Origin of the sequence: Paraburkholderia bannensis NBRC 103871 (genome assembly GCF_000685015.1) — a bacterium.
GTDB lineage: Bacteria > Pseudomonadota > Gammaproteobacteria > Burkholderiales > Burkholderiaceae > Paraburkholderia > Paraburkholderia bannensis.
The window spans coordinates 329,979-350,938 of sequence record NZ_BAYA01000006.1; the positions used below are offsets into that span (position 1 = coordinate 329,979).

Here is a 20,960-nt window from a genome sequence, read left to right on the forward strand (position 1 = left end):
CCGCCTGCGGCATTCCCCCATTCGCATTCGTACCGTCCGGTTCATCAAGGAAGCGTCCATGTCCTCATCGATCAAAGCGGTCCTCAAGCCTCACCAGCGCGACATCGGCAATCTCTACGTGCGTCGCGTGCTGCCCGCCATGGCCGCGCGCCTCGTCGGGCCGTTCATCTTTTTCGACCACATGGGCCCGGCCACGCTCGCGGCCGGCGCGGGCGTCGATGTGCGTCCGCACCCGCATATCGGCCTCGCCACGGTCACGTACCTGTATGACGGCGCGCTGATGCACCGCGATTCGCTCGGCTCGAATCAGAAAATCCTGCCCGGCGACGTCAACTGGATGACGGCGGGACGCGGCATCGTCCATTCGGAGCGCACGCCCGAGGAAAGCCGCGACGGCAGCCTGACGATGCACGGCATCCAGACCTGGGTCGCGCTGCCGCTTGAGCACGAGGACACCGATCCGTCGTTCTTCCACCACGAAGCCGCGACGCTGCCGAAGCTCGAACGCAACGGCGTGTCGATGTGCGTGATCGCGGGCACCGCGTTCGGCGCGACGGCGCCCGTCAAGACGTTCTCCGGCACGCTCTACGTGGCCGCCGATTTCGCGCCGGGCAGCGCCATCGCGCTCGATGCGGAGCACGAGGAGCGCGGCGTCTATCTCGTCGAAGGCGATCTGTCGATCGACGGCACGCCGCTCGAACAGCACACGATGGCCGTGCTGGTGCCCGGCGAAACCGTCACGCTTTCGAGCACGAACGGTGCGCGCGTGATGCTGCTCGGCGGCGAAAAGCTCGCGGGCGAGCGCTTCATCGAATGGAATTTCGTGGCCAGCTCGCGCGAAAAGATCGAAGCCGCGAAAGCCGCCTGGACGCGCCAGAAAATGGGGCAGGTGCCGGGCGAGACGGAATGGATTCCGCTACCCGAGAAAAAGCCCGCGCACTGACAACGCACCGACGATGCACCGACGAAGCGCTGAAGGCGACTGACGGCGCATTGAAGCGCAGCGTTTCGCCCCCATCTTCGCGCGAGACGGAATTTTCCTAACGAGGACGCAATGGATACCACTCTGGCCACTTTTGAAAAGGACGTGATCGAGGCATCGGCGCTTGCGCCCGTGCTGGTCGACTTCTGGGCGCCGTGGTGCGGCCCGTGCAAGACGCTGGGCCCGATGCTCGAAAAGCTGGAGGCCGAATACGCGGGCAAATGGAAGCTCGTCAAGGTCAACGTCGACGAAAACCAGGAACTGGCTGCGCACTTCCAGGTGCGCAGCATTCCGCACGTCGTCGCGTTCGCGGATCGCCAGGCCGTGGATCAGTTCATCGGCGTGCTGCCCGAAGGCCAGCTGCGCGAATTTCTCGACCGCCTGATCCCCGATTCGGCCCAGGCCGCGCGCATCGCCGCGCAGGACGCGCTCGCCGATGGCCGACGCGAAGACGCATATGAAGCGCTGCAAGCGGCGCTTGCCTACGATCCGGGTTTCGACGAAGCGCGCATGGATCTGATCGAGATGCTGCTCGCCGACAATCGCGCCGACGAAGCGCACAAGGAAGTCGAGCTGCTTTCGCCGAAGACCACGCAGGGCATCGACGCGCGCTTTAACGCGCTGAAGACGCGCCTGGACGCACTGGACGCCGCCGCGGACTTGCCGCCCACCGACGCGCTGGAGGCTCAGGTGAGCGCGCATCCCGATGACCTGGAAGCACGCTTCGATCTGGCGAGCGCACTGATTGCGCGCCGCAAGTACGCTGGCGCGCTGGAGCATCTGCTGGAGATCGTGAAGCGCGATCGCACGTTCCGCGACGACATCGGTCGCAAGACCATGCTGTCGGTGTTCGGTCTAGCCGAACACCAGCCGCAACTGGTGAGCGAATGGCGACGCAAGTTGAGCGCGACGCTGAACTGATCCGCCCAGCCGACCAAGCAAAAAAGCCCGCGAATTTAGCGGGCTTTTTTCTGGGCGCTGCGGAAATCGCGTTCAGCCGGGGCGTGTTTTGCGGCTATGCCGCAGGCTGCCGACGTAAGCCGCCGATTGCACGCCGTGATGCGCAGCGTAACCCGTGCGTCCTTTGAACTGAGCCTGTAGCTTGCTGCGTGCCGTCTCCCGCTTGCGCATGACTGCGACAAGCGCCTTGACGGTACGATCGAACTCTTCACGTACGATCACGTCGGTCCCCGCTCCCACCGGCACGTGAATCACCGATGCGCGGCGTTCATGCACGGCGGCATAGCGCCGGAACAGATACGAGAGCGCCTGGACAATGCAGAAAGTGATACCGGCGATAATCAGCACGCCGTAGTTATGCGAAAAATTCCACACGAGATTCGTCATCATGTTGTTAGTCGCTTGAGTTCGCTTAATCCAACGGCGGAAAAATAATAGACCATCGAATCCGACTTCGCGGCGGTCCACCCACACAGCATCAAGGTTGGCCATACCTCGAACGTTGCGCCGAGCGACACGCCAAGGATATGGTGCCACAGCGGCATACCGAATAGCGCCAGCGCCGCAGCAAGCGCAATCAAAACGATGTCGCAACGATATTTGAAGCGTACGAACCACGACTCGCGTCGATGCGGCTCCTTGCGCGCGAGACACAGCGGTATCAGCAAAGCAATAGCGCCAAGCATCAACGCAGGCGCGAGAAAGGCTTCGGGATCGCGTTCCTTCAGCGACTGATGAACCGTGTATTCAAAACCTGCCAGCCAGAACGGCAGCACGTAGATCAACACGCGGACGAAGAAGTTGTAGACATGGCGTGCCATTGCTTAAGCCTGATCGAACCCAACAACGCGGGTCAAAAGGTTCGCACGCCTGCGAAGTAAGTTTCAGCGCGTCGCACGATGCTACAACGACGCCACCGTCCATTTCGCGAACAACACAGAACTCCGAAGCATCAAAAGCTTTGCGAGATCAAACTTCTTGCGCGGCGCAAAACCGTTAGTGCCGGTAATGCGCGCCAACTCCTCTCAACGCGAATTCGCCTGATGCGCCAGCGTGCGCAGCACGTACGCCGCCGCAGCGAAACCAAAGCTCGCCGTCACGCACACGCTCGAACCAAAGCCCGCGCAGTTCAGCCCCACCGGGCCGTGATGACCCGGCGACGTCGTAACGTGCTCAGCCTCGGTATCGACATCGCACACCGCCGCTTCCGGATAGATCAGCGGTTCGTCCGAGTACACGGCGCTCACCTTGAAACGCGCCTTTGGGCCGCGCGGAAAACCGTGGTGTTTGCGCAGTTGCCCACGCACCTTGGACAGCAGCGGATCCTGAATCGTGAGCGCCAGGTCGTCGATGCGAATGCGCGTCGGATCCAGTTGCCCGCCCGCGCCACCCACGGTGATAAGCGGCACCCGATGCTCGACGCACCAGGCGATCAGCGCGGTCTTGGTGCGCACGCTGTCGATCGCATCGATCACATAGTCGAAGCCGCCGCCGAGCAGCGCGTCGAAATTCGACGGCTCGACGAAATCCTCCACGAGGCGCACGTCGCAATCCGGATTGATGAGCTTGATGCGCTCGGCCATGGCCTCGACTTTCGGCTTGCCGTAGTTGCCGTCGAGCGCGTGGATCTGGCGGTTGGTGTTGCTCTCGGCCACGTTGTCGAGGTCGATCAGCGTGAGCGTGCCGATCGCGCTGCGCGCGAGCGCCTCCGCGATCCACGAGCCCACGCCGCCAATGCCGATGACGGCAACATGCGCGCGCTCGAACGCCTCAAGCGCGGGTGCGCCGTAAAGCCGCGCCACGCCGCCGAAGCGGCGCGCCCGGTCGGCGACATCGGCCGCGTCGGGCGCGGTAAGATCGGCGGGTTCGGCCGCAGGTGTGAACGAGGCGGTCGAAGCGGAAAGCGGTGTACTGGACATGACGGTAATCGATCGAAAGCGGACCGATCGCAGACTGTCACGGCCCTGGCAAGACCCGTATTTTGCCTGATCGCGCCGACTTGGGCCCAGGCTCCACCTGGCCCCGCGCGCCCGGCCTGCCCGCCGCATCCGGCCCCGCATTCTGGTTATACTTGTCCGCACTGAAGCGTCTGCATAAAAAATGACCTCCCTCGCCGATCTCCGCAAGAACTATTCGCTCGGCTCGCTCGACGCCGCCGACGTCGACGCCGACCCGATCCGCCAGTTCCAGACCTGGTTTGCCCAGGCCCTTGACGCGCAACTGCCTGAACCTAACGCGATGACCGTCGCGACCGTGGACGCCGAAGGCCGTCCGGCCGCGCGCATCCTGCTGATCAAGGGCGTGGACGAACGCGGCTTCGTGTTCTTCACCAATTACGAGAGCCGCAAGGGCCGCGAGCTGAGCGCCAATCCGCACGCCGCGCTGCTGTTCCACTGGATCGAGCTGGAGCGCCAGGTCCGTATCGAAGGCCGCGTTGAAAAAACCAGCGATGCCGAAAGCGACGCTTACTTCCAGTCGCGCCCGCTGGGTTCGCGCATCGGCGCGTGGGCATCGGAGCAGAGCACGGTGATCGACAGCCGCGCGCAGCTCGAAGCGCGCGAGCGCGAAATCAGCGCACAGTATGGCGACGCGCCGCCGCGCCCGCCGCATTGGGGCGGCTATCGCCTCGTGCCGAGCGCCATTGAATTCTGGCAAGGCCGCCCGTCGCGCCTGCACGATCGCCTGCGCTACACGCGTGACAGCGCGCAGCCAGGCGCGGCGTGGAACATCGAACGGCTCGCGCCCTGATCCTGCCGTTCCAGCGGCGCGCCTGCCGGGTGCGCCGCGGTGTTTTCTGCTTTAACAGCAATACGTAGCCTCACCCGCATCACCCGATTCAAGCGCACTGTCCGCTTCTCGAAGCTGGCCAGCGTCGCGTCAGTCGCAGTCCTGCTTCGTTTTTGCCTGAATTTTGCCTGGTTACCTGGTATCACGCATCGCAATTCGCTTTTGTCTTTCGGCTGTTGCCGTTCAATCGACACGGAGAGAAACGCATGTTCTGGGAGAAAAAACTCGCACAGTGGGTCGACGAAGTGCGTAGCAAGGCCAACCTGCCCGCCCGGCTCGTGCTGTGGAGCGGCCAGCAATACGATTTCGGCCACTTCGCCGCGCCGCAGGTCACGCTCAAGGTCAATAGCGCGTCGGCGCTGCCGCTTCTGCTCGAACCGAGCCTCGACAATCTCGGCGAGGCCTATGTGAAGGGCAAAATCGATATCGAGGGCAAGGTCGCCGACATCATCAACATCGGCTACTCGCTCGCGCGCAGCACGGTCACGAGCGCCAGCAAGCTCGCGCGTGTGCGCCGCTACTTCACGCACTCGAAAAGCACCGACAAAAAAGCCATCCAGTATCACTACGACGTCTCGAACGAGTTCTACAAGCTCTGGCTCGACGAGAACATGGTCTATTCGTGCGCGTACTTCGAGAACGGCGACGAGGATCTCGCCACTGCGCAGATCAAGAAGATCGACCACATCCTCACCAAGATCCAGTTGAAGGAAGGCCAGACGCTGCTCGATATCGGCTGCGGCTGGGGCGCGCTCGTGCTGCGCGCGGCGCAGAAGTTCGGCGCGCGCTGCGTGGGCGTGACGCTTTCGCAGAACCAGTTCGATCTCGCCACGCAGCGGGTGAAGGACGCGGGCCTGCAGGATCGCATCGAAATCCGCCTGCAGGACTATCGCGACGTCCAGGGCCAGTTCGACCGCATCACGAGCGTGGGCATGTTCGAGCACGTCGGGCGCAAGAACCTGCCCGGCTACTTCACGAAAGTGCGCGAGCTGCTCGCCGACGACGGCATCGCCATGAACCACGGCATCACGTCGTCGGATGCGCAGAGCGGCGAGACGGCGCTCGGCGGCGGCGAGTTCATCGACCGCTACGTGTTCCCCGACGGCGAGCTGCCGCATATCAGCCTGGCGCTTGAAGCGGCGCAGCGCGGCGGCCTGGAAGCGGTTGACGTGGAGAGCCTGCGCCGTCACTATGCGCACACGCTCGACCTGTGGGCCGACAACTTCGAGGCGCGCGCGCAAGAAGCGAAACAGCTCGTCGACGATGAGAAATTCCGCATCTGGCGCGTCTATCTGGCAGGCTGCGCCTACGCGTTCGAGCACGACGATGTGTCGATTTACCAGATCGTCTGCCGCAAGGCCGGCCGCAGCGCGACGACGCTGCCCTGGTCGCGCCGCTACATGTACGAGAAGCACGAGTAGCCGCTCTGATGCACCCCGGCGAGTGAGGCGGGCGGCCGGTTCGATCAGTTCGCCCCACGGCCCTCACCCGCCCCTTTGAAACCTGCATGAACGAACGCGACGACGGCCTTTTCGGGGCGCTGGACAATGATGGCGAAGCCGCGGCGCCGCGTGCCGCGCGCAATGCGACACGGACGGCGTCGAGGCGTGCGGCACCGGTCGAGCGCCCGACGCAAACACCGGCAGCGCAAACCGATCTGTTCGGCTTCGTGCCGCCCGAACCGCCGCCAAAGCGCGCCGCACGCGCGGCATCTGCCGAAGCGGACACGGCCGAACGCCCCGCGAACCCGCAGAAATCGACCGACCCTGCCGCCCCGAAGCGCCGCGCGCGCGGCGTCCTGCCCGCCGAGCCCACGCAGGACGTGCTCGACCTCGCCGCCGATCTGCCCGCCAGCGTGCGTCTGGGCACTTCGTCGTGGTCGTTTCCGGGCTGGAACGGCATCGTCTACGGCGACGACTACAGCAATTCGAAGCTCGCGCGCGACGGCCTCGCGGCGTATGGCGTGCATCCGCTGCTGCGTTCGGTGAGCATCGACCGCTCGTTCTACGCGCCGCTCACCGTCACCGACTATCTGCGTTACGCCCAGCAGGTGCCGGATCACTTCCGCTTCATCGTCAAGGCGCCCGCGCTCATCACCGACGCCAGCGTGCGCGGCGATCGCGGCGAGCCGGTTTCGGCCAACCCGTGCTTCCTGAACGCGGAAATGGCCGCGCGCGAATTCGTCGAGCCGTGCCTTGCGGGCCTCGGCCGGAAGGCGGGCGCGCTGGTGTTCCAGTTTCCGCCGCTGCCCGATCAGCTGCTCGCCGATCCCGCCGTGTTCGTCGAGCGGCTGTCGGTGTTTCTCGCCGCGCTGCCGCCGCTGCCCGCGCCGCCGCCGGACGCCGCGCCCGGCGACGCGACCTGCTACGCCGTCGAGATCCGCGACGGCATCCTGCTTACGCCGCGCTTCGTGCGCGCGCTGCGGGCGGCGGGCGTGCGCTACTGCGTCGGGCTGCACGCGCGCATGCCCGACCCGTTGCGCCAGGCGGCCGCGCTCGCGCTGATGGACGGCGAAGCGCCCGCCGGGCCGCTGATCGTGCGCTGGAGCCTGCACAGCGGCTTCAAGTACGAACAGGCCAAGGCGCGCTACGAACCGTTCGACAAGCTGGTCGACGAAGACCCGCACACGCGCGACACGCTCGCCGAACTGGCCGCGCGCTACGCGATCGCGGGCCAGCCCGTGCTGATCACGACCAACAACAAGGCCGAAGGATCGGCGCCGCTGACCTGCCAGAAGCTCGCACGCGCAATCGCCGACGAAATGGCGCGGCTGCGTTCGGAAGCCGAAGAGTCCGGGCAATAAAAAAGGCGTGGCCCGATGTCTCGAACCACGCCCGCTACTGCAATCTACCTGGCCTTATCGACGCACAAGGCGCTCAGGCCTTGAGCCGATGCGCGAACTTCTGGCGGAACTTCGCCACCTTCGGCGCGACCACGAACGCGCAATAGCCTTGATCCGGATGCTGCGCGAAGTAGTTCTGGTGATACGCCTCGGCGGGGAAATAGTTGCCGTCGAGCGGCAGCACCTGGGTGACGATCTTGCCGTCGTAGACGCCTTCGGCGGCCAGTTCGCGGATTGCCTGCTCCGCGATTTCCGCCTGTTGCGGCGAATGCGTGAAGATCGCCGAGCGATACTGCGTGCCGACGTCGTTGCCCTGACGGTTCAACTGGGTCGGATCGTGAATCGCGAAGAAGATGTCGAGGATCTCGCGGTAGCTGATCTTTGCGGGATCGAAGTCGACCTTCACGACTTCGGCGTGGCCGGTCACGCCGTCACACACCTGCTCGTAGGTCGGATTGAGCGTCTGGCCGCCCGCATAGCCCGATTCCACCGCGCTCACGCCGTCCACACGCAGATAGACCGCTTCCAGGCACCAGAAACATCCGCCGCCCAGGGTGGCCGTTTCGATCGTCTGACTCATGCTCAACTCTCCTTTGACAATGGCGCTCGCGCCGTGCGCGCCGCGCGTGCATTTCGCGGTAACCGCTGCGCGAGTGGGTATAAACCCAGCCGCGCGCCGCTTTTCGCTAAAATTGGGGCAATTCGCCGAAATTCCACATGACGTTCATTCCGACTTCCGCAACGACAGAGGGCGTGCAGCCATGACCCGCCGCGCCAGCCCGCCCAACTTCGACGCCGCCGCTTTCCGCCGCGCGCTCGGCCAGTTCGCGACCGGCGTGACGGTCATCACGACGCGCGCGCCCGACGGCCAGCTCATCGGCATTACGGCCAGTTCGTTCAACTCGGTGTCGCTCGATCCGCCGCTCGTGCTCTGGAGCCTCGCGACGCGTTCGGCGTCGATGCCGGTGTTCCGCAGCAACAGCCATTATGTGGTGAATGTGCTCGCCGCGTCGCAGCTCGACCTGTGCAAGCGTTTTGCGACTGTGAAGGGCGACCGCTTCGAAGGCGTCTCGCATGCGGCCGGCGACAGCGGCATGCCGGTGCTCGACGGCGCCATCGCCTGGTTCGAGTGCCACAACCGCAGCCGCTACGACGAAGGCGATCACGTCATCTTCGTCGGCGAAGTGGAGCGCTGCGGCGTGCGCGAAGACCTCGATCAGGCTTCGCCGCTGGTGTTCCATGGCGGCGGCTTTCATCAGATCGAACCGCTTTGAGCGCCTGATCGCGGCCAGCCCGGCGCACGCCGGGCGGCCAGACGGCCGGACAACTTCAAGCCGTCGAAAAAACCTCAGTTCGCCTTCGGTTCGCCGCGCTGCGCGATCAGGTCGACGGGCACGCCCGCTTCCACCTTGAGCGTCGTGAGCACGATATTCGAGCGAATATCCATGACGCCCGGCGCCTTATACAGCTTGTTGAGCACGAAATCCGAGTAGTGCTTGAGGTTGTGCGCGAGCACGCGCAGCAGATAGTGCGTCTCCCCCGTCACCACATACGCGCCCACCACCTCGGGCCAGTCGCGCAGCGCCGTCACGAAGCGCTCGTGCCAGCTCTCCTGGTCGTTGCGCATCGAAACCTGCACGAAAGCCTCCATCTCGAAGCCGAGAATCTCCCGGTTCAGGCTGGCGCGGTAGCGCTCGACCACGCCCTGCTCTTCCAGCAGGCGTAGCCGCCGCAGACACGCGGATGGCGACAGCGAAATGCGTTCGGCCAGATCGAGGTTGCTGATGCGGCCCTCGTTCTGAAGAACGGAAAGAATCCGGCAATCGGTTGCGTCGAGCGAGATAGCGTTCATATTTGGTCCCCTTTCCCCTCTTGTAACAAATTATGTGCCAAGAACTGTAGCCTAAGGCGTTTTTTTCGCAAGCACATTTCGCAGTGGGTTGCCTATCATTCGAAAAATACACCGACACCCCTGTCATCGAGATGAATACGCTCTGGGATATTTCCCCCCCGATCCACCCCGCGACGCCCGTCTGGCCGGGCGACACGACTGTGAACGTCGAACGTGTCTGGCGCATGGAAGCCGGCTCGCCGGTCAACGTGGCGCGCGTGACGCTGTCGCCGCACACGGGCGCGCACACCGACGCCCCGCTGCACTACGACGCCGAAGGCGCGCCCATCGGCGAGGTGCCGCTCGATACCTATATCGGCCAATGTCGCGTGATTCATTGCATCGGCGCGTCGCCGCTGGTGCTGCCCGACCATGTAAAAACTGCACTCGACGGCGTGCCACCGCGCGTGCTGCTGCGCACCTATGCGCACGCGCCGCAGGATCGCTGGGACAGCGCGTTCTGCGCGGTCGCGCCTGAGACGATCGAGTTGCTCGCCGCGCACGGCGTGCGGCTCATCGGCATCGACACGCCTTCGCTCGACCCGCAGGAGTCGAAGACGATGGACGCGCATCACCGCATTCGCGCGCATCGCATGGCGATCCTCGAAGGCGTGGTGCTCGACGACATCGCGCCCGGCGAATACGAGCTGATCGCGCTGCCGCTGAAATTCGCGACGCTCGACGCCAGCCCCGTGCGCGCCGTGCTGCGCACCCTGCCGCAATAAATAACGCACCAAAAACACCGATTGCGCGCCCATTGCACCGTAATCGCCCGAGACAACTTCAGGTATCAGCACCGACATGAACAACCGTAACGACGCCCTGGCCGCCGACCGCGCCGACCCGCTCGCACCTCTGCGCGAGCAATTCACGCTCGCCCCCGAGACCATCTACCTCGACGGCAACTCGCTGGGCGTGCCGCCGCAGGCCTGCGCCGCGCGGGCGCAGGCCGTGATCGGCGGCGAATGGGGTGAAGGCCTGATCCGCAGCTGGAACACGGCGGGCTGGTTCGCGCTGCCGCGGCGCCTTGGCAACAAGCTCGCCCCGCTGATCGGTGCGGCCGAAGACGAAGTGGTCGTCACCGACACCATCTCGATCAATCTGTTCAAGGCGCTGTCCGCCGCGCTGCGCGTGCAGAACGAGCGCGACCCGAAGCGCCGCGTGATCGTCTCCGAGCGCTCGAATTTCCCGAGCGACCTGTACATCGCGCAAGGCCTGATCGAGCAGCTCGACCGTGGCTACGAGCTGCGCCTCGTGGACGATCCGTCGGAGCTGCCCGCCGCGATCCGCGACGACGTGGCCGTGGCGATGATCACGCACGTCAACTACCGCACCGGCGAGATGCACGACATGCGCGCACTCACCGAACACATCCACGCGCAAGGCGCGCTAGCGCTGTGGGATCTGGCGCACTCGGCGGGCGCGGTGCCGGTCGACCTGAACGGCGTGAACGCGGATTACGCAGTCGGCTGCACCTACAAGTACCTGAACGGCGGCCCCGGCTCGCCGGGCTTCGTGTGGGTGCCCAAACGCAACCAGAACACTTTTTCGCAGCCGCTGTCGGGCTGGTGGGGCCACAAGTCGCCGTTCGAAATGAACCCGACGTACCGCCCCGACGACGGCATCGGCCGCTATCTGTGCGGCACGCAGCCGATCGTGTCGATGGCGCTGATCGAATGCGGTCTCGACGTGTTCCTGCAAACCGATATGCAGGCGATCCGCCGCAAGTCGCTCGCGCTCACCGATCTCTTCATCGAACTGGTGGAGACGCGCTGCGCCGGGCTCGACCTCACGCTCGTCACGCCGCGCGAGCACGCGCAGCGCGGCTCGCATGTGAGCTTCGAGCATCCGCATGGCTATGAGGTCATGCAGGCGCTGATCGCGCGCGGCGTGATCGGCGACTATCGCGAGCCGCACGTGCTGCGCTTCGGCTTCACGCCGCTTTACGTGCGTTACGTCGATGTCTGGGACGCCGTGGAAACGCTGCGCGACGTGCTCGCGACCGAGTACTGGCGCAAGCCCGAATTCGCCGCACGCGGCGCGGTGACCTGAGGAGCGCGCGATGACCGACCATATGCAGATTCCGGGCGTGCCTGACGATACGAGTGCCCAGCGCACGCCAAACGAGACGCCGCGCGGCGGTTGTCCGTTTGGCCATGGCGCGACGATGACGCCATCGGCTCAAGCGGCGCAGCCCGCTCACGCCGATGCAGAAAAAGGCGACGGCTGGCACGACGCGCAGCTCGACTTCTCGAAGTCGATGAGCTACGGCGATTACCTCGGCCTCGATGCCGTGCTGAACGCGCAGCATCCGCTCTCGCCCGATCACAACGAGATGCTGTTCATCGTCCAGCATCAGACCAGCGAGCTGTGGATGAAGCTCGCGCTCTACGAGCTGCGCGCAGCGCTCGCCAACGTGCACCGCGACGAGCTGCCGCCCGCGTTCAAGCAGCTCGCGCGCGTCTCGCGCATCCTGGAGCAGCTGGTGCAGGCGTGGAGCGTGCTGTCGACGCTCACGCCGTCCGAATACACGGCGATGCGCCCGTACCTGGGCGCGTCCTCGGGCTTCCAGTCGTACCAGTACCGCATGATCGAGTTCCTGCTCGGCAACAAGAACGCGCAGATGCTCAAGCCGCACGAGCACCGGCCCGAAATTCACGCGCAGGTGAAGGCGACGCTCGATGCGCCGTCGTTCTACGACGAGGTGATCCGCCTGCTGGCGCGGCGCGGTTTCGCGATCGCGCCCGAGCGCCTCTCGCGCGACTGGAGCCAGGCAACCGAGCACGACAAGACGGTCGAAGCGGCGTGGCTGGAGATTTACCGCGATCCCTCGAAGCACTGGGATCTCTACGAAATGGCCGAAGAACTCGTCGATCTGGAGGACGCGTTCCGGCAGTGGCGCTTCCGCCATGTGACGACGGTGGAACGCATCATCGGCTTCAAGCAGGGCACGGGCGGCACCAACGGCGCGCCGTATCTGCGCAAGATGCTCGATGTGGTGCTGTTTCCGGAGCTTTGGCACGTGCGCACGGTGCTTTGACGCTTTTTTGCGCGCGCCATGAAAAAAAGCCCGCCTGAATCGCTTCAGGCGGGCTTTTTGATGCGTGAGACGCGAACGCTTAGACCACCACGGTCTGCGCTTCGCCTTCCTTGCTTTCGCGCACGAAGCCGATCTTCCAGACCTGCTCGCCTGCTGCGGCCAGCTGCGCTGCTGCCGCGTCAGCCTGATCGGCCGCCACGACCACGACCATGCCGATGCCGCAGTTGAACACGCGGTGCATTTCCGCGTCGGCGACGCCGCCTTCCTTCTGCAGCCACGAGAACAGCGGCGGCAGCGGCCATGCGCTGTGATCCAGTTCAGCCGTGAGGCCGTCGCGCAGCACGCGCGGAATGTTTTCGACCAGGCCGCCGCCGGTGATGTGCGCCATGCCCTTCACAGTGATGGTTTCCATCAGCTTGAGCAGCGGCTTCACGTAGATGCGCGTCGGGGCCATCAGCGCGTCGCCCAGCGAGCGGCCGTCGAAGTCGGCGTTCAAGTCCGGGTTCGCGCGCTCGATGATCTTGCGCACGAGCGAGAAGCCGTTCGAGTGGATGCCGCTCGATGCCAGGCCCAGCACCACGTCGCCCGGGGTGATGGTGCTGCCGTCGATGATCTTGCTCTTTTCGACCGCGCCGACCGCGAAGCCAGCCAGATCGTATTCGCCGTCCGGGTACATGCCCGGCATTTCGGCCGTTTCGCCGCCGATCAGCGCGCAGCCCGACAGTTCGCAACCTTGTGCGATGCCCTGCACGACGGTGGCCGCCGTATCGACGTCCAGCTTGCCGCAGGCAAAGTAGTCGAGGAAGAACAGCGGCTCGGCGCCTTGCACGAGGATGTCGTTGACGCTCATCGCGACGAGATCCTGGCCGACCGTGTCATGTTTGTTCAGATGAAACGCGAGGCGCAGCTTGGTGCCCACGCCGTCCGTGCCCGAAACCAGCACGGGTTCCTTGTAACGCTTGGGCACTTCGAACAGTGCGCCGAATCCGCCGATGCCGCCCATCACGCCTTCGCGCAGGGTCTTCTTCGCAAACGGCTTGATGCGATCGACGAGCGCGTCGCCCGCGACCATGTCGACGCCAGCGTCGGCGTAGGAGAGGCCTTGTTCCTGATTAGCGGGGCCGGATTTCGGTTGATTCATGGGGAAGCGCCAGAAGGTCGGTAAAATGCGATTTTAACCGATTGACGACGCCCCGCCGCCGCGCCCTCGGTGAGTATTTTGGTACGAGCATGGCGCGCGCGATGACAACAGGGGCGACAGCAGGGACGACGCAGGGATGAGAAGCGCGCTGCGGCGCGCCAGAACGGGCAGGAGACACGGCCGAAGCCAGCCGGAACACGGCGGCGACGCACGACTTCGCCAGCCCGCCCCTACAACCGGAAAACAACGTTTTGTCGCAGAACACACCGATCTTCACGCCGTACCAACGTCAGGCCTTCATCTGGGCCGCGCTTGCGCTCGCCTTCGGCATCGTGCTGTGGCTGCTGCGCCCCGTGCTCACGCCCTTTCTGCTCGGCGGCCTGCTCGCGTACGTGCTGCAGCCGGGCGTCGCGTGGCTCGTGCGCCGGCGCGTGCCGCGCGGCGTGGCCGCGCTCACGATGATCCTGTTCTTCGCGCTGGTCGTGACGATGCTGGTCGTGCTGCTGCTCGCCGTGATCCAGAAGGAAGGGCCGCAGCTCAAGCAGCAGGTGCCCGCGATGATTACGCATCTGCACGACTGGCTCGCGCCCAAGCTCGCGTTTCTTGGCGTGAGCGACGAGATGCTCGACTTCCAGAGCCTGCGCGACCTGATCACGAGCCGCGTCGAAAGCAGCGCGCAGACCATTGCGCTCTACGCGTGGACGTCGATCCGCACCAGCAGCAACGTGGCGATCGAAGTCGTCTCGAACGCCGTGCTGGTGCCGCTCGTGCTGTTCTATTTGCTGTACGACTGGAACGCGATGCTTGCGCGCGTGCAGACCTTCGTGCCGCGCCGCTGGTTCGCGCGCACCATGGAGCTGGCCGGCGAAATGGATCGCATGCTGGCGCAATATCTGCGCGGCCAGTTGCTGGTGATGGCGATTCTCGCGGCGTTCTACGCGATCACGCTGTCGATCGCGGGCTTCGAAGTGGCGCTGCCGGTCGGCGTGTTCACGGGCCTCGCGGTACTGATTCCGTACCTGGGCTACGCAACGGGCCTCGTGCTCGCACTGGTTGCCGCACTGCTGCAGTTCGGTAGCTGGTATGGTTTTGGCGCAGTGGCCGTAATCTACGGCGTGGGCCAGGTGCTCGAGGGCTTTTTCCTCACGCCGCGCCTCGTTGGCGAGCGCATCGGCCTGCATCCACTCGCGGTGATTTTTGCGTTGCTCGCCTTCGGGCAACTGTTCGGGTTCTTCGGCGTGCTGCTCGCGCTGCCAGCCAGTGCGATCCTCTCGATCGCCCTGCGCGAACTGCGGCGCAGCTATCTCGCCAGCGCGCTCTATCGCAACTGATGCAGGCACCGAGCAAAAACTGAGAGACCCGCGACTTCGGCCAGACATACCGTGCAGCGACAGCTAACGCTCGATCTCGGCACTCCGCCGCCATCGACCTTCGACAACTTCCACACCGGCGCCAACGCGGAGCTGGTCGCGCGCCTGCGCGGGCTCGATGCCGCGCTCGCCGCGGGCGTCGATCCGAAGGCCGACCGCACGTTCTACGTCTGGGGCGAGCCCGGCAATGGCCGCTCGCATCTGCTGCGCTCGCTGGCTTATGAAGCGCCGCCGGGCCACGTGCGCTACCTCGGGCCGCAAAGCGGCCTCGCCGCCTTCACGTTCGATCCGCGCGTGACGATCTACGCCGTGGACGACTGCGATTCGCTCTCGGGCGCGCAGCAGATCGCCCTGTTCAACCTCTTCAACGAGGTGCGCTCGCATCCGGCCACGGCGCTCGTCGCCACCGGCAATGCGCCGCCGATGGGGCTCGCCGTGCGCGAGGATCTGCGCACGCGTCTGGGCTGGGGACTGGTGTTCCATCTCGCGCCGCTCTCGGACGCGGGCAAGGCCGCCGTGCTCAAGCAGGCGGCGCGCGAGCGCGGCATCAACCTCGCCGACGACGTGCCCGCCTACCTGCTCACGCACTTCCGCCGCGACATGCCGAGCCTGATGCGCCTGCTCGACGCGCTCGACCGTTTTTCGCTGGAGCAAAAGCGCGCGGTGACGCTGCCGCTGCTGCGCACGATGCTCGCCAACGGCGAAGGGCCGCTGAGCCCCGAAGCGCTCGCGGGCGACGACGCGGCGCTGTTCGCGATGCAGCCGCAAGAGGCTGATGTCCCTGACTTCTCCGCTCTCAGCGAAGGGCAAGACGATACGCCCCCGGAATCCGCGCCGACGCCCGCCACTGTCGAACTCGAACTGTTCCCGACCCAGGAAAACGCGCAGGAAAACGCGAAGGACACGGCGCAGGACACCGCGCAGCAGGAATCCGCCGAGCCGGCCTACGAAGCGCCCAAGGCTCCGGCATTGCAGGCGCGCGAGCCGATGCGCGACAAGCCCTTCCAGCCGCCGACCGACAACGTCGATGGCGAGCTTGGGGTCAAATTCCGCCACGTCGTGCATCGCGAACTGGGCACGGAGCTGCAAGGCGAAGTCAACGCCGACGTCAGCAACGAAATGAGCGGCGAACTGAACGGCGACCTCGACCCGCCGGCCGTGCCCGTCGATCCGGTTGATCCGAACCGCCCGCCCGAGGCGACGCAAGCGCAGCCCGACGCTGCGGCAGCGCCCGGCCGACCGGACAGCGACGCCCCCGACGAGCCTGAAAAGGAAGTCAAACCCGGCGCAGCCGAATCCGCACCCGATTCCACATCCGATAAGCAGCCCGCCCCACCGGCTCACACCGGCACCGGCAACGGCTTCACCCGCTTCAAGTAAAATGAGCGCCCATGGCTAATCTCGCACTTTTCGATCTCGATCACACGCTGATCCCCACCGACAGCGACCACGAATGGGGCCGCTTCATGGTGAAGCTCGGCCTCGTGGACGCCGAGCGCTTTACCGAGCAGAACGACTTCTTCTACGGCCAGTACAAGGCCGGCACGCTCGACATCAACGCGTATCTCGTCGCCGCCCTCACGCCGCTCGCGAAGCATTCGCGCGAGCAGCTCAAGGCCTGGCACGACCAGTACATGCACGAAGTCATCAAGCCGGCCATGCTGCCGGTGGCGATCGAACTCGTGCAGGAGCACAAGGCCGCGGGCGACCTCGTCTGCATGGTCACGGCGACCAACGAATTTATCACGGCGCCCATCGGCGAAGCCTTCGGCGTGGACAAGCTGATCGCGTGCGAGGTCGAGACCGTGGACGGCCATCCGGAATCGGCATTCACCGGCCGCCCGACCGGCACGCCGAGCTTCCGCGAAGGCAAGATCACGCGCGTCGAAGCCTGGCTCGCCTCGCTCGGCAAGACGTGGTCGGACTTCGATCGCAGCTACTTCTACAGCGACTCGCACAACGACATTCCGTTGCTCGAGAAAGTCACCGACCCGATCGCGACCAACCCCGACGACACCCTGCGCGCCCATGCGCAAAAAGCAGGCTGGCGCATCCTCGATTTGTTCCAGGTATCGTGATCAAGAAATTCATCCGCAAGCTGTTCGGCCAGGACGACGCCGACACCCTTGAGACTCAAGGCGAATCCGGCAACGACGCCCGTGCAGCGGCCCAGCAAGACGGCGACGCCGCCGTCGGCACCGCCACCCGCACGCGCCGCAAGACCGTCACGGTCAAGAAGGAAACGAAACCGCGCGGCGCCAAAGGTGACAAAGGCGCTGCCGATCCGACCGCGCCCGTGATTCTTTCCGCCGACGTGCACGGCATCAACCCGTCGCTGATTTCCCGCAACGCCGTGCGCGTGACCGAAGGCCTGCAGCAAGCGGGCTTTCGCGCGTTCATCGTCGGCGGCGCGGTGCGCGACCTGCTGCTAGGCGTCGCGCCCAAGGATTTCGACGTGGCCACCGACGCCACGCCCGACCAGGTGCAGAAGCTGTTCCGCCGCGCGCGCATCATCGGCCGGCGCTTCCAGATCGTGCACGTGCAGTTCGGCCAGGAAATCATCGAAGTCTCGACCTTCCGCGCGCTGGTGGATGCACCGCCCGCTGCGGCGCCCAGCGCTGCGCCGGCCAAACGCATGCGCCGCGACGAACTCGACCGCAAGACCCATCACGTCGACGCCAGCGGCCGCGTGCTGCGCGACAACGTCTGGGGCGAGCAGCACGAGGACGCCACGCGCCGCGACTTCACGATCAACGCGATGTACTACGATCCGGCCTCGCAGACGGTGCTGGACTACCACAACGGCATGGCCGACATGCGCGCGCGCCTGCTGCGCATGATCGGCGACCCGGCCACGCGTTATCGCGAGGATCCGGTGCGCATGATGCGTGTGGTGCGTTTCGCGGCCAAGCTCGGCTTCGAGATCGAAGAACACACGCGTGCGCCGATTCAGGAAATGGCCGATCTCATCAACAACGTGCCTGCGGCGCGTCTGTTCGACGAGATGCTCAAGCTGCTGCTCTCGGGCCACGCGCTCGAATGCCTGCGCTGGCTGCGCAAGGAAGGCCTGCATCACGGCCTGCTGCCGCTGCTCGACGTGGTGCTCGAACAGCCGCAAGGCGAGCGCTTCATCACGCTCGCGCTGTCGAATACCGATGCGCGCGTGCGCGCGGGCAAGACGGTTTCGCCGGGCTTCCTGTTCGCCACGCTGCTGTGGCACGACGTGCAGCAACGCTTGCAGCAGTACACGGCCGAAGGCGAATTCCCGGTTCCCGCGCTCAATCGCGCGATGGACGACGTGATCGACGTGCAGACTGAGAAGCTGGCGATCCATCGCCGCTTCTCGTCCGATATGCGCGAGATCTGGGGCCTGCAACTGCGCCTCGAAAAGCGTGGCCGCAGCGCGATCAAGCTGCTGGAACACCCGCGCTTCAGAGCGGGGTATGATTTCCTCCTGCTGCGCTGCGAATCGGGCGAGCTCGACGCCGAAATCGGCCAATGGTGGACTGACTTCATCAGCGGAGACCTCACCGCGCGCGAAACGCTGCTCAACGCTGGCAGCAATCGCGAGCGCTCGCCGCGTAAGCGTCGCCGTCGTGGCGGCGCAAAAAACCGTAAAACGGGCGAAGCCGCCGCTGGAACGGAGAGTGCCGGCGCAGAACCGGCGCACGACGACCGGGGCGACGACGGCCCGTACGAGGACTGACGCCATGCAGGCGCAGCGTAGTGTGGGCGCAGTCCAAGCGCCTTTGCAACGATAGCCGCAGGAAGTGAAGCCATGACGCTTGCCTGGCTGGGAATCGGCGCAAATCTGGGGGATGCGCGCCAGACCCTCAAAGACGCGGTGGTGTGTCTTGCGCAACAGCACACCATCACCATCGTCGCCAAATCGAGTCTGTACCGCACCGCGCCGATCGACGCGGGCGGCGACGACTATTTCAACTGCGTCGTGAAGCTCGAAACGTGCCTCACGGCGCACGATCTGCTCGCCCTGTGCCAGCGCATCGAACATCATTTCGGCCGCGAACGCCCCTTTCGCAACGCCCCGCGCACGCTCGACATCGACGTGCTGATGTTCGGCGACGCCATGATCGACGACCCCGACCTGATCGTGCCGCACCCGCGCATGACGGTGCGCGCGTTCGTGCTCGCGCCGCTCGCCGAGATCGACGCCGAACTCGTGATTCCGGGCCACGGCGTGGTCAGCACGTTCCTGCCCGGCGTCGCCGACCAGCGCATCGAAAAGCTCCGGCCGCTCTGCCAGTGTCTGGGCAGCGCGCCCGATAGCGGCGACGCGCAAGGCAACGACGCCGGCGTCAGCGACGAAGGCGGCAAAAAAGCCGGCACCTGCCGATGAGCACGCCCCTGCCCATCGTCACCGCCCGCGCCGCGCGTCCGGCACTCGACTACATCGCGATCGAAGGGCCGATCGGCGCGGGCAAGACCGCGCTGGCCACGCGCCTCGCCGAACGCTGGTCGATGCAGACGCTGATCGAGTCGCACGCCGACAACCCTTTTCTCGAACGCTTCTACCGCGACGCCTCGCATCACGCGCTGGCCGCGCAGCTTGCCGTCGCGTTGCAGCGCGAGCGTCTGTCGCACGACGTGGCCGCGCGCCGCGGGGCGGGTGTGCCGCTCGTGACGAACTTCCTCGCCGAGCGCAACGACGTGTTCGCACGTCTCACGCTGTCCGAGGACGAGCTGCCGCTCTACCGCGCGCTCGCCGCGCGCCTGCCCGTACAGGCGCCGCCGCCCGATCTGGTGGTCTATCTCCAGGCGAGCCCCGAAGCGCTGTTCGCGCGCATCCAGAAGCGCGCGGTGCCGGTGGAGCAGCACATCTCCGACGCCTTCCTGCGTGGGTTGTGCGACAGCTACAACGAATTTTTCTATCATTACGACCGTGCGCCGGTACTGACCGTCGGCGTCGAAAATCTGAATCCGCTCGACTCCGACGAAGACCTTGCGCTGATCGCCGAACGTATCGAAACGATGCGCGGGCGCAAGGAATCGTTCGTCAAGGGCATGTCGCTCTGACACTCTGACACTCGCCAGGCCGACACCCGTCCGGTTTCTCCATCCTTAACGGATCTCACAAGGATCACCCCAGGATTTCCCCATGACTTACCTGCAGGAAACGAGCCGCAGCGCGGTCACCGTGCCCAAGCTCCAGACCATGCGCGACGCGGGCGAAAAGATCGCCATGCTCACGTGCTACGACGCCAGCTTCTCGGCGCTGTGCGACCGCGCGGGCGTCGATACCGTGCTGATCGGCGACTCGCTCGGCAACGTGCTCCAGGGCCACACGACGACCCTGCCCGTCACGCTCGACGACATCGCCTATCACACGGCGTCGGTGGCGCGCGCGCAGACGAAGGCGCTGATCATCGCCGACCTGCCGTTCGGCACTTTCGGCACGCCCGAAGACGCCTTCGCCAGCTCGGTGAAGCTCATGCGCGCGGGCGCGCAGATGGTCAAGATCGAAGGCGGCGAATGGCTCGCCCCCACCGTCAAGATGCTGGTCGAGCGCGCCGTGCCGGTGTGCGCGCACATCGGCCTCACGCCGCAGTCGGTGCATGCGTTCGGCGGCTTCAAGGTGCAGGGCAAGACCGATGCGGCAGCGGCCCAGCTCGTGCGCGACGCCATCGCGCTGCAGGACGCGGGCGCGCAGCTCGTGGTGATCGAGGCGGTGCCCTCGGCGCTCGGCGCGGAAGTCACGAAGCAGTTGCGCATTCCGACCATCGGCATCGGCGCGGGCCTCGACTGCTCGGGTCAGGTGCTGGTGCTGCACGACATGCTGGGCATTTTCCCCGGCAAGCGTCCGCGCTTCGTGAAGGACTTCATGGAAGGCCAGCCGAATATCGAATCGGCCGTGCGCGCCTATGTGAAGGCGGTGAAGGAAGGCACGTTCCCGGGCCCCGAGCACGTGTTCTGAAGCTGAACGCTTCGC

The 20,960-nt window shown here is 65.4% G+C and carries 21 protein-coding genes and 1 pseudogene; 16 read left to right on the plus strand and 6 right to left on the minus strand.

Annotated features, from left to right (window positions below):
* Positions 1 to 58 precede the first annotated feature (58 nt).
* Both BBA01S_RS12735 and trxA read left to right on the plus strand, forming a co-directional pair.
* The gene (locus tag BBA01S_RS12735) at positions 59 to 943 is read left to right on the plus strand and encodes a pirin family protein (RefSeq protein ID WP_027816781.1); all 885 of its coding nucleotides are present in this window, start codon (positions 59 to 61) and stop codon (positions 941 to 943) included.
* Positions 944 to 1,054: 111 nt separating this feature from the next.
* Positions 1,055 to 1,903: a thioredoxin gene (gene trxA / locus BBA01S_RS12740; RefSeq protein WP_027816782.1), complete on the plus strand. Its 849-nt coding sequence runs from the start codon at positions 1,055 to 1,057 to the stop codon at positions 1,901 to 1,903.
* A 72-nt stretch (positions 1,904 to 1,975) separates the two neighbouring features.
* On the opposite strand, the gene BBA01S_RS12745 is transcribed toward trxA, so the two are convergent.
* From BBA01S_RS12745 to tcdA, 3 genes are all read right to left on the minus strand, one after another.
* Complete coding sequence (locus tag BBA01S_RS12745; RefSeq protein ID WP_027816783.1) at positions 1,976 to 2,332, minus strand: hypothetical protein; 357 nt, start codon at positions 2,330 to 2,332, stop codon at positions 1,976 to 1,978.
* A complete protein-coding gene (locus BBA01S_RS12750) occupies positions 2,329 to 2,763 on the minus strand; it encodes a hypothetical protein (protein WP_027816784.1) in 435 nt (144 codons plus the stop codon). Before BBA01S_RS12750 ends, BBA01S_RS12745 begins: the two co-directional genes overlap by 4 nt.
* 204 nt (positions 2,764 to 2,967) lie before the next feature.
* The gene (gene tcdA, locus BBA01S_RS12760) at positions 2,968 to 3,861 is read right to left on the minus strand and encodes a tRNA cyclic N6-threonylcarbamoyladenosine(37) synthase TcdA (protein ID WP_042296922.1); all 894 of its coding nucleotides are present in this window, start codon (positions 3,859 to 3,861) and stop codon (positions 2,968 to 2,970) included.
* A 181-nt stretch (positions 3,862 to 4,042) separates the two neighbouring features.
* Between tcdA and pdxH the strand changes: the two genes are divergently transcribed.
* The 3 genes from pdxH (at position 4,043) to BBA01S_RS12775 (ending at position 7,532) form a co-directional block, all read left to right on the plus strand.
* Entirely contained in the window at positions 4,043 to 4,690 is a 648-nt protein-coding gene (pdxH, locus tag BBA01S_RS12765; protein WP_027816786.1) for a pyridoxamine 5'-phosphate oxidase, read from the plus strand.
* A 245-nt stretch (positions 4,691 to 4,935) separates the two neighbouring features.
* Positions 4,936 to 6,150: an SAM-dependent methyltransferase gene (locus BBA01S_RS12770; protein ID WP_027816787.1), complete on the plus strand. Its 1,215-nt coding sequence runs from the start codon at positions 4,936 to 4,938 to the stop codon at positions 6,148 to 6,150.
* Positions 6,151 to 6,236: 86 nt separating this feature from the next.
* Positions 6,237 to 7,532: a DUF72 domain-containing protein gene (locus tag BBA01S_RS12775; protein WP_084162098.1), complete on the plus strand. Its 1,296-nt coding sequence runs from the start codon at positions 6,237 to 6,239 to the stop codon at positions 7,530 to 7,532.
* Positions 7,533 to 7,605: 73 nt separating this feature from the next.
* Here BBA01S_RS12775 and msrA read toward each other — a convergent pair whose 3' ends face one another.
* Entirely contained in the window at positions 7,606 to 8,151 is a 546-nt protein-coding gene (msrA, locus tag BBA01S_RS12780) for a peptide-methionine (S)-S-oxide reductase MsrA (RefSeq protein WP_027816789.1), read from the minus strand.
* 181 nt (positions 8,152 to 8,332) lie between these two features.
* Between msrA and BBA01S_RS12785 the strand changes: the two genes are divergently transcribed.
* Positions 8,333 to 8,845, plus strand: a complete 513-nt coding sequence (locus BBA01S_RS12785) for a flavin reductase family protein (RefSeq protein ID WP_027816790.1) — start codon at positions 8,333 to 8,335, stop codon at positions 8,843 to 8,845.
* A 74-nt stretch (positions 8,846 to 8,919) separates the two neighbouring features.
* On the opposite strand, the gene BBA01S_RS12790 is transcribed toward BBA01S_RS12785, so the two are convergent.
* Positions 8,920 to 9,423: an Lrp/AsnC family transcriptional regulator gene (locus BBA01S_RS12790; RefSeq protein ID WP_027816791.1), complete on the minus strand. Its 504-nt coding sequence runs from the start codon at positions 9,421 to 9,423 to the stop codon at positions 8,920 to 8,922.
* Positions 9,424 to 9,554: 131 nt separating this feature from the next.
* Between BBA01S_RS12790 and kynB the strand changes: the two genes are divergently transcribed.
* The 3 genes from kynB (at position 9,555) to kynA (ending at position 12,502) form a co-directional block, all read left to right on the plus strand.
* Positions 9,555 to 10,187, plus strand: a complete 633-nt coding sequence (gene kynB / locus BBA01S_RS12795; RefSeq protein WP_027816792.1) for an arylformamidase — start codon at positions 9,555 to 9,557, stop codon at positions 10,185 to 10,187.
* A 76-nt stretch (positions 10,188 to 10,263) separates the two neighbouring features.
* Positions 10,264 to 11,514, plus strand: coding sequence for a kynureninase (kynU, locus tag BBA01S_RS12800; RefSeq protein WP_027816793.1), 1,251 nt, complete (start codon positions 10,264 to 10,266; stop codon positions 11,512 to 11,514).
* Between the two features lie 10 nt (positions 11,515 to 11,524).
* Positions 11,525 to 12,502 (plus strand): tryptophan 2,3-dioxygenase, encoded by a 978-nt coding sequence (gene kynA, locus BBA01S_RS12805; protein WP_027816794.1) that lies wholly within the window; start codon positions 11,525 to 11,527, stop codon positions 12,500 to 12,502.
* A 79-nt stretch (positions 12,503 to 12,581) separates the two neighbouring features.
* Here the strand turns inward: kynA and purM are convergent, their stop codons facing one another.
* Positions 12,582 to 13,643, minus strand: a complete 1,062-nt coding sequence (gene purM / locus BBA01S_RS12810; protein ID WP_027816795.1) for a phosphoribosylformylglycinamidine cyclo-ligase — start codon at positions 13,641 to 13,643, stop codon at positions 12,582 to 12,584.
* A gap of 251 nt (positions 13,644 to 13,894) precedes the next feature.
* Here purM and BBA01S_RS12815 point away from each other — a divergent pair, with 251 nt between their 5' ends.
* From BBA01S_RS12815 to panB, 7 genes and pseudogenes are all read left to right on the plus strand, one after another.
* A complete protein-coding gene (locus BBA01S_RS12815; RefSeq protein ID WP_027816796.1) occupies positions 13,895 to 14,974 on the plus strand; it encodes an AI-2E family transporter in 1,080 nt (359 codons plus the stop codon).
* Positions 14,975 to 15,025: 51 nt separating this feature from the next.
* A pseudogene (gene hda / locus BBA01S_RS41065) lies at positions 15,026 to 15,718 on the plus strand (DnaA regulatory inactivator Hda); the annotation flags it as partial.
* Positions 15,719 to 16,404: 686 nt separating this feature from the next.
* Positions 16,405 to 17,091 carry a histidinol-phosphatase gene (locus BBA01S_RS12825; RefSeq protein ID WP_027816797.1) on the plus strand — a complete coding sequence of 229 codons (687 nt, stop codon included), beginning with the start codon at positions 16,405 to 16,407 and terminating at the stop codon, positions 17,089 to 17,091.
* Positions 17,088 to 18,719, plus strand: coding sequence for a polynucleotide adenylyltransferase PcnB (pcnB, locus tag BBA01S_RS12830; RefSeq protein WP_027816798.1), 1,632 nt, complete (start codon positions 17,088 to 17,090; stop codon positions 18,717 to 18,719). Before BBA01S_RS12825 ends, pcnB begins: the two co-directional genes overlap by 4 nt.
* 72 nt (positions 18,720 to 18,791) lie before the next feature.
* Positions 18,792 to 19,370, plus strand: a complete 579-nt coding sequence (folK, locus tag BBA01S_RS12835; RefSeq protein WP_027816799.1) for a 2-amino-4-hydroxy-6-hydroxymethyldihydropteridine diphosphokinase — start codon at positions 18,792 to 18,794, stop codon at positions 19,368 to 19,370.
* The gene (locus BBA01S_RS12840; RefSeq protein WP_042296926.1) at positions 19,367 to 20,047 is read left to right on the plus strand and encodes a deoxynucleoside kinase; all 681 of its coding nucleotides are present in this window, start codon (positions 19,367 to 19,369) and stop codon (positions 20,045 to 20,047) included. Before folK ends, BBA01S_RS12840 begins: the two co-directional genes overlap by 4 nt.
* 82 nt (positions 20,048 to 20,129) lie before the next feature.
* A complete protein-coding gene (panB, locus tag BBA01S_RS12845; RefSeq protein ID WP_027816801.1) occupies positions 20,130 to 20,945 on the plus strand; it encodes a 3-methyl-2-oxobutanoate hydroxymethyltransferase in 816 nt (271 codons plus the stop codon).
* Positions 20,946 to 20,960 lie beyond the last annotated feature (15 nt).